Below are 8,268 nucleotides of genomic sequence, written 5' to 3'. Positions count from 1 at the left end.
ATTGACGGCCTTACATTAAGGGATAATGCATCAAAGCATATGACTTTTGAACAAAGACTAAAAAGCGCAAAAGAAAGAAGCGCAAAACACAATGAAAGACGTGCTAACGACATAAGCAGGGAAAAAGGCAATAATGTTCGTGATGACAGTGGCGAGAAGGTAAGATAATAAGTATACTATCAAGTGGCTATATCCGGGTGTAAAACACAAGGGTATAGCCTTTTTGATTCTTGTACAGAAAATTATCACACCAGATGGCTCTGACATCTTATGTATAGAAAATATACCGAGTAAAATAAATTAAGGAAAATAATATGGGTTTTATTGATAAATATAGAAATAAAGTAAAGGAAATCTTTTCTTGTACAGGGAAGAGTTATCTTGAAAAATATAAATGTGGGGAAATGGATATTGAAACAACGCTCGATATCATCTCAGCAAGTCTTGTACAGGCAGCGATGAATCATTACGAATCAAGAGATCAGGAAATACGTGATGTAAGAAAGGCTTTAAGGGATGATTTTGATGAGCTGTATAAAGAAAAACACGCCAATGGGCTTACACCAGCAGGTAAAGAACACCTTGATCTTCACTGGTCTATCCACAAGATGCATTTGTCCAGAGATAGCGATTTTGTTGGTATGGAAAGAATCCTCAATTTGATGGCATTTATTGACCTGTACAATGTGTACTGCATTATAAACGGATACAAAACCTTTCCAAAGCTTGATAAACCTTACGCAAAATACAAAAAGCCTCAAGTGTGGAGCAAAGTTGTAACAGGAGAGTTCGACCAGGCGTGGGCGGAAGTATGCGGAAGAGCTATGAAAAAGGAGGTCATTGATGCTGCAAAATACGGCGATAACTCAGTCTTCCCAATGATCAAGCCTTATATTGGTAAAGTATACGAAAAAAGGGACATCACGATGGACGAAGTGATGCTGTATATATCATATATCCAGTATTACTGTCAGGAAATAATCATTAAGAGAGGCGAAAACGCGCTTTGTGATTACGAGTTCCAGTCAGAGGACGGCTTTTTTATTGACTCAGATGGCTACCTTATTGAAGACTGTTATTATAACTACATCGAACATTGCGATTATGGTGATGACTATAAATATCCAGAAAGACCTTTCCGTTACTATAACACAAGATTTCCCTGGGTTCGCAATGGTTATATAGAATATGAGTACAGCGATAAAACCGGAAGACTTGAATTTGTAGATCGTGACTACGAATACCCTCCAAAATATGAGGGAGAGCTTCCCGGCAGGTATCTTGAAAGATATGGTCATGTCAATGACGATCATTTAGATCCTGAATTTGAAAAACACGAAAGTCCTTATTTGCCAGAAATTATCTGCTGATAAATGCCCCGCCACGCGGGGTATTTTTCTTGTCATAAAAGTTCCAATATTACTCTGTCATTTTAGATATGTAAACACACTACAAAAATGGCAGAGTAAAACTGCCTTCAGGGAGATAATATCATGAATAAAAAAGAAGCAATGGAACTTAAAAGGTCAATTAAATCCGAAGATTTCATTATAGATACACTCGTAACAGCATTCGTAAGGCACGATGAAAATGGCAAGCCTTTTCTTTATTCTTTTAACAGGCAGGGATACTCGCAGATCGAAGAAGAAGAGAAATTCAAGTACGTTGAGTTTTGTAAAAACGTGCTTACAGGTAAATTTGAGAAAAATCTCTTAAACGTTGAACTTGATTCTTCTGATATGTCAAAGCAGGATCAGCTTCTTAATCTTAGGGATAATGCTCTTGAAAACGACGAACAGGATAAGGCTTTTATCCTGAATATGGCGGAAAATTATGAAGTTGGAGAGCATCTTTTTGTCATGCTCATAAGTGCAAAATATGAAGTCCCAAAGAAGGCTACAGACGGAGCCGTTCTTGAAGATGAAACAGATACATACAGTTACATCCTGTGCTCAATTAACCCGATCAAGCTTGAAAAGGCAGGTATTTGCTATTCGGAAGCACAAAAGTCTACAGGCTTAAATCATGTTTTTGACTGGAACTTAAAATAGATAAAGAAAAAGGGCCGCGCACTAATTGCTTAGTGTGATATGCCCCTTTTCTTAGCTTACTTTATTTTTCATTTGTTCGTATTGGATATTTATTTCCTTGATAGTATCTTCGTCACCTGATCCATTGTCAGGATGATATATTTTTATAAGACTCTTGTATCTTTTATTTACTTCGGCAATAGTGGAGCACCCAGTAAAAAATGATGCGTTGCTTTTTGGTGCAACATCTTCATCACCGGCGTATTCGTCGTCTTGCTCATCAATTTCATCTTCAACGTATGTCGGAATATATCCGTCTATATCGCTGCATATCTCATCTTCAAAGTGCTTAGCGCCAAAGTGATAGAATCTGCCAAGGATTCCATGCCTTGTTTTTTTGCCGTTTCTATAAGATTCAAAAGTAGTATTAACAAAATCTTCCATTTCATTTGCGAGAGAAGATCTTGAAGTATCTTTGTTCTTCAGGGCTTTGCAATAGTTCCTTCCGCACATTAGGCTGAACCAAAGGAGCTGTAAGAAGACAGCATTATATGAGGAAAGATCCTCAATCTCGTCGGCAAAATTAACACCTTTTGTCAAAGCACAAAGCGCATAGTGCGTCTGTGCGGGCGTTAGGTTTGTATGAGTAATCTTCCAGATTTCTCCTTGCGGAACGTTAGCGAAATTAGGCTCATATTTATCGCGTAGTCTTTCTGCAAGACAGGAATTTCTGTATATAACATCAATAACCTGTTCCATGACGGAAGCAGGAATGCCAGGATATGCTATTGCATCAACAGCAAGCCTGTGATTAAAGCAGAACATTAGCTGCTTTTTCTGCTCTTTATTAAATTCCATATAGAACTCGCCCGTTTGAGCGTTAGCAACTTCCTGCCCGTCTAAATTCCTAATTATATCATCATTATATCTTTTCATAGCATATTTCCTTTTTGTACGTATATGCATAAGATGTAATAATAAAACTTCATGATGATTTTCTGTACAATATTACAACCGGTATGTAAAGAAATGATGTTACCGGAAGATATCAAAGCATACATGCTCTTTTATTCTGCCTTTCCATAGACATGGAAATCATATTGAGCTTATCTTTTATAGCGTCTGCATCATCACAAAGCTTTCTTATACTTGACAGGAATCTGTTCGTGCTTTATGTACAATGGCGACTTTCTATTTTCAAAACAAGCTTCCAGATTGAAGTCGATGGAACGCCTGTAGATACAAGAAATTATTATGACTTTTAATCAAGAAAGAGCTATGAAAAAATGAGAAATCATTTCTTCACAGCTCCTTCTTGACTTTTTATTGTCACTTCAATGTTATTGAAATCATAAATCAAAACCTTTCTGTTACTATTTTAAATATTTTGAAGGAACATTATTGAAAATTGCTATACCAATCATTGTTCCATCTTCAGCAAAAAGAGGGACATAAATTATAAGCGTTTTGTACAGAAAAAGCGCATAAGAAAATGTTCTGACATATTAAGTGCAAATGAATTTAAAAAGATTAAGGGAGGAATTTGTTATGTGCGAAGTACGAATGTTAGATGATGCAGAAAGAAGAATAGAGATAAAGAAGAAAAATGGAGATGTGGAATGCTCCAACTGGTATATAGAGATCGAAGGCAGACAGGATTTTGCCTTTACAAAGACAGGGAAGAAAGTTTTTACAGACCTTTCAAGTGATATGATATTTTGATATTGTAAAACAGCAATATACAGCCGTAAGCAGGGCTGTAACCATTAAGGTGGAAAATAACAAGGAAATTCAGATGAGCGAGGAGGATAGAAATACTCCTTATAGTACAGATCTAATGTTGAGGAGAAAGAATGCTTAAAAGTAATGTAAACATTGCAAAAGATATTATTGAAGAACAGGGCTTTGTGGCTTTTGAAACCGAAATGGTAGGTACTGGAAGAGCAAGCGTAATGCTTAAAGGCAGGAATGCTATTTTTGATTACGCAAGACTTAATGATATAAAGGTCATTTATTACCATTATGATTTTATTCAGAAAGATGATGTTGCACTTCCAGCTGTAAATTCGCTCAAAGGTGGAACATATTATTACTATAAGGAGAATGATTTCTCTGAAACAGAACGCTTTGATCTAAAGAGTTACATCTATGCCAAGGGCGATTCAGAAGAGTTTACAAAGATGTCTTCAAGGATACGCGCTTATGCAGATAAAAAACTCAATGATTATAACGAGTTTCTTGATGGGTATAAATGGCCTTTGGTAAGAGGACTCACATTCTACGTTATTGATAAAGGAACATTTGTATCAGAAGATCTACAGTTCATAGACGATATTACAAAAGAGATTCAGAATAAGAAGAGAGAATGTATCGAAGATATAAAGAGATATGTTCTTGAAGCTGATGCAAGTTATTCAAGAAGAATGGCTGCATGTGCAGGACACAAAAACGAGAGCCTGCCTGAATCTTCAATTGGGAATATGTTTTTTTCTATACAAAAAGAAGTGAAGAAAGCACCCATAGCCAGAGAGGATAAAAAAGATATTTCGGTAGAAGTCACTAAAAACGACGGATATATACGTTTTACTCCCAAAATGTAAAATCATTCTGTCATCTTGTATTTAGAAGTAAATTTTACAAAAAAGGAAGATGGCACTATGACACAAATAGAACTATATATAGTGATCGGAGTAATCGTGCTGACCGTAAGAAGATATCTTATTGGCATAGTCTCAAATAAGAAGCTTGACCTCGTTTTTGTACAGAAAATCGTCTAAATATGGTTTTAGGCATACTATGTTTAAAGATTGCATTCAAGGAGTGGATATCAGGAATATGAAAAATTTAAAAGATTATACGCCAAAGGATTTTAAGAAGCACTTAGATGCAGAGGTTATCGGACAGGAAGACGCTAAGAAGGCTGCTTCTGTGCTTGCGTATAATTTTTTCCACGGGGTAAAAGAGAACGCTGTTTTTATAGGGCCGTCAGGTTCGGGTAAAACACAGACTTTTAAGACTCTCAAGGAATTGTGCCCTGATATATACATTTACGATGCATCAAGCATTACGTCTGACGGATGGTCGGGAGCTAAGAAATATTATTCTGTATTTGCTGAAATGTTTGACCTTGGATGGACTAAAGAACGTATTGAACATTCCATCATTGTTTTTGATGAATTTGATAAGATATGTGTCCCTATGACGAATTCTATGGGCGAGAACATCAGTACAGCTATTCAGGCGGAATTTTTAGCAATGATTGAAGGAACGACTGTTCAGGTACCATCCAAAGCAGGAGACTCTAAGACCATAAATACAAAGGATATAACATTTGTATTTCTTGGAGCCTGGGAATGCATTTATAAGAAAAGAAGACATGTAAAAGAAAAGAGATTTATAGGAATAAACGGGGCTGGAAAGTCTGAAGGTTTCCATGATGATAGATCAAGCGAAACAGAAAATACTCCTATCACAATGCAAGATCTTATTGACGGTGGTATGAGGCCGGAGCTTGCAGGAAGAATCTCTGATATATGTGTGCTTGACGAGCTTACAGAAGATAATATGTATGCCATACTTACAGACAGCAATGTATCTCCAATCGCAAAGCTCACTAAAATGTACAAAAGAGAATTCGTTGTGTCGGAAGACTATTTAAAAGACATCGCTAAAAGCGCAAGAGAGCTTCCAACAGGCGCAAGAGGTCTTTACTCCCAAATACAGAAGGATGTTAATGATGCTATTTTCGAATCTGAAGACAGTGATTCTGCGCTCGTTCTTGGGAAGAATAAATAGGAAAAATGAACCGTGGAAAAGTATTTTAAAAGGCTTTTGAATGCAGAATGCATTCGATTGAAAAAGAATTCGGAGAGAAAATATAAGAGCGTATAAAAAGTCTCGAAAGAGGGCGATGCAATGAGAAAGTACACAGTATATGAAAACTTAGGCAATAGAAAGCTTGGAGTACTTGAAATATCAGATGACAACATGTACAGATGGACTACAAGTGATGATATAGAAACAAAAGCTCCGGCACTTTTTGACAATATGCTTATGTTCGGATCTGCTGAAAGCGAATGGGTAAAACCTTTTGGGACATTTAAGAAAGTGATACCTGGTGCATTTACAAGAGGAATTTTTGATAAGATTGACGACCACGCGGGCCGCTTCACACTTATTAAAGAATCTTAAATCCTTTTTTTTACGAGCGGTCAGTAATGGATAGTAAAGGATTTAAAGCATTGTTGTCTTATTGTAAGAACGTGGAAGAAGAGGGCGGATGCGACCATATCGCATTGTGCGCTATTGATCACAGTGATACAGTCGAAGCTGTAAAAGTCGTTTTAAGCGTATAAAACTGAATAATGGTCATAAATAGTCAATATAACGTTGTTTATATTGACTATTTTTAGTTTGGTAGATTATCAAATTATTGTAAAAAAAAGAGAAACCTAAAGCGAAACTAAAAATAAACTTGAAGTTTATATTATTTGTGATAATATATTCGAGACATTAACAAAAATAAATTAAAATATGATTGATTGTATGATTTTATTATCTTGACTTTTTATGCCTTAAATATAAAAGCAAAACATATTAAGAAAAGAACGATAAATGAGGAAATCAGAGACAAAAGAATCCGAATCGCTGTACAACCTAAGTGTTCGCTTATCTCCTGATACGCTCGAAGAAGCTGTAAGAGAGCTTAAAGTTTGGGACAGAGTTTTAAAGAGCGATCAATTGGTGCAATTTGCGCTAAAGAAAGGAGAAACGAAACATGAAACCAATTAAAGAAGCAACATGGGATGCCGAAGCAGTAAGAGCAAAGTATGATGCATATAAAACCGGCATGCTGACATACGATGATTATGCAACTTATATAGTGGATTATATAAGTAAATATGTTTACTCAAAAGTCCACAAAAAAGGAGTGGATCTTAGTAAGTTCGAAGATGTGGCACAGCAGTGCATGCTCCGTATCGTTGAGAAAATTCCGAAGTATGATCCGTACATTGCAAGCCCAACATCATTCTTTGATCCCTACATCGACCAGGGAGTTAGAGAAGAGACAACGACTAACTACATGGCGACTAAGCATTATCAGAATCTTATCATTAATATGAATAAGGTGATACAGCAAACACCAAAGTTCGTAGAACTTGGCATTGTTGACTGTCTGGATGAGCGTGTTAGAACAGAAGAACTGCATGACCTTCTTGGTGGAAAGCATGCTCTCACATCTCTTGAAGCAGCAAGAGCAGCGGCAAGCAGATTGATAGTAAATATTGATGAAATACACGAAAATACTATCGAGTCAACAGACTATGTGAACCCTCTAACAGCTATTATCCAAAATGAAGAGAGTGAGAGAATTTGCAATGTTATCAGCGAGCTTTCACCGCTTAGCCAGTTCATCTGTCAGGCGTTCTTACTCGCTGTACAGCCTTATAGCAAAAAGAAGGTGCTTGAATATCTTAAAACACCTGAAGCACAACAGCGCTTCCCGGGCGAAATCCCAAACAAGGTTAATTTGAAAGATATCGAAGGCAAAATATCAAGAGTTAAGATCACTCTTGCTGAGCAGCTAAAAGAGTACGACAGCCGCGGCGAATATCGTCAGATAGCAGAGGATGTGAGCTTTGAACAGCTCGATACTCAGGACGCAGATTGCATGTTCAATAGCGGTGCATTCTACCTCAATTAATTCAAAGGCATATATCTTCTAAGAAGGTGCATGTCTTTTTTGTACAGAAAGATGCTCACAATGTATGCTCTGACATACTGATGAAAATAGAATTTATATCAAAGGATACTACATATGGATTTATTAAGATACTTTGCTCCATCCTCAATTTATGATTCCCTTGTAGAAACGGATATTATATCAGCTTTCATTAAAGCGACGGGGCTTTTATTTATTCTTGCATTCGTTGCGGGAGTTGGCATAGCGATGCTTAAATTTTCTTTGTTTAGTGATGCCAGAGAAAAAGCAGGAGAAAAATACGAAAAAGACGTCGCTAAAGCTATAAGAAAATATACAGGATACGAGCCGCTTCAAAACCTGATATTCCAGACTCCGTATGGGACTACAGAGCTCGATATGGCTTTTGTATGCACAAAGGGCGTTTTTGCGATAGAGTGTAAGCACCATTCATCGAACTATGGCGAAGATTATATATCATATACATTTGATGATGAAGAATTAGAACATAACACAATCAACAGTAATCATATGAAG

At 36.7% G+C, this 8,268-nt stretch carries 10 protein-coding genes; 9 read left to right on the top strand and 1 reads right to left on the bottom strand.

All coding sequences use genetic code 11. The features are described 5' to 3' along the window. The first annotated feature begins 404 nt into the window (after positions 1-404). Both K6G87_RS17730 and K6G87_RS17725 read left to right on the top strand, forming a co-directional pair. Positions 405-1,370, top strand: a complete 966-nt coding sequence (locus tag K6G87_RS17730; protein ID WP_296840254.1) for a hypothetical protein — start codon at positions 405-407, stop codon at positions 1,368-1,370. A gap of 123 nt (positions 1,371-1,493) precedes the next feature. Continuing rightward, entirely contained in the window at positions 1,494-2,051 is a 558-nt protein-coding gene (locus K6G87_RS17725; protein WP_296840251.1) for a DUF4317 family protein, read from the top strand. 51 nt (positions 2,052-2,102) lie between these two features. On the opposite strand, the gene K6G87_RS17720 is transcribed toward K6G87_RS17725, so the two are convergent. Then, entirely contained in the window at positions 2,103-2,966 is an 864-nt protein-coding gene (locus K6G87_RS17720; RefSeq protein WP_296840248.1) for a J domain-containing protein, read from the bottom strand. 612 nt (positions 2,967-3,578) lie between these two features. Between K6G87_RS17720 and K6G87_RS17715 the strand changes: the two genes are divergently transcribed. The 7 genes from K6G87_RS17715 to K6G87_RS17685 all read left to right on the top strand — a co-directional run. Further along, complete coding sequence (locus tag K6G87_RS17715; protein ID WP_296840246.1) at positions 3,579-3,752, top strand: hypothetical protein; 174 nt, start codon at positions 3,579-3,581, stop codon at positions 3,750-3,752. A 131-nt stretch (positions 3,753-3,883) separates the two neighbouring features. Next, positions 3,884-4,630, top strand: a complete 747-nt coding sequence (locus tag K6G87_RS17710) for a hypothetical protein (RefSeq protein WP_296840244.1) — start codon at positions 3,884-3,886, stop codon at positions 4,628-4,630. A gap of 235 nt (positions 4,631-4,865) precedes the next feature. Continuing rightward, positions 4,866-5,825, top strand: coding sequence for an AAA family ATPase (locus tag K6G87_RS17705; protein ID WP_296840241.1), 960 nt, complete (start codon positions 4,866-4,868; stop codon positions 5,823-5,825). A 120-nt stretch (positions 5,826-5,945) separates the two neighbouring features. Next, positions 5,946-6,221 (top strand): hypothetical protein, encoded by a 276-nt coding sequence (locus K6G87_RS17700; RefSeq protein ID WP_296840238.1) that lies wholly within the window; start codon positions 5,946-5,948, stop codon positions 6,219-6,221. A gap of 26 nt (positions 6,222-6,247) precedes the next feature. Further along, a complete protein-coding gene (locus K6G87_RS17695; protein ID WP_296840235.1) occupies positions 6,248-6,385 on the top strand; it encodes a hypothetical protein in 138 nt (45 codons plus the stop codon). Positions 6,386-6,807: 422 nt separating this feature from the next. Next, complete coding sequence (locus tag K6G87_RS17690; protein WP_296840234.1) at positions 6,808-7,734, top strand: hypothetical protein; 927 nt, start codon at positions 6,808-6,810, stop codon at positions 7,732-7,734. 114 nt (positions 7,735-7,848) lie between these two features. Continuing rightward, positions 7,849-8,268: nuclease-related domain-containing protein (locus K6G87_RS17685; protein WP_296840232.1), on the top strand; the 420-nt coding region annotated here is incomplete at its 3' end.

The sequence above is a fragment of the Butyrivibrio sp. genome (assembly GCF_024699075.1).
Note: the sequence above shows the minus strand (reverse complement) of the source record. Positions and strands in the feature narration are given on the sequence as shown.

Bases quoted from the DNA above. Each gene is read 5' to 3' on its own strand.
- K6G87_RS17730 (WP_296840254.1), top strand. From the start codon at position 405: ATGGATATTGAAACAACGCTCGATATCATCTCAGCAAGTCTTGTACAG.
- K6G87_RS17725 (WP_296840251.1), top strand. From the start codon at position 1,494: ATGAATAAAAAAGAAGCAATGGAACTTAAAAGGTCAATTAAATCCGAA.
- K6G87_RS17720 (WP_296840248.1), bottom strand. From the start codon at position 2,966: ATGAAAAGATATAATGATGATATAATTAGGAATTTAGACGGGCAGGAA.
- K6G87_RS17715 (WP_296840246.1), top strand. From the start codon at position 3,579: ATGTGCGAAGTACGAATGTTAGATGATGCAGAAAGAAGAATAGAGATA.
- K6G87_RS17710 (WP_296840244.1), top strand. From the start codon at position 3,884: ATGCTTAAAAGTAATGTAAACATTGCAAAAGATATTATTGAAGAACAG.
- K6G87_RS17705 (WP_296840241.1), top strand. From the start codon at position 4,866: ATGAAAAATTTAAAAGATTATACGCCAAAGGATTTTAAGAAGCACTTA.
- K6G87_RS17700 (WP_296840238.1), top strand. From the start codon at position 5,946: ATGAGAAAGTACACAGTATATGAAAACTTAGGCAATAGAAAGCTTGGA.
- K6G87_RS17695 (WP_296840235.1), top strand. From the start codon at position 6,248: ATGGATAGTAAAGGATTTAAAGCATTGTTGTCTTATTGTAAGAACGTG.
- K6G87_RS17690 (WP_296840234.1), top strand. From the start codon at position 6,808: ATGAAACCAATTAAAGAAGCAACATGGGATGCCGAAGCAGTAAGAGCA.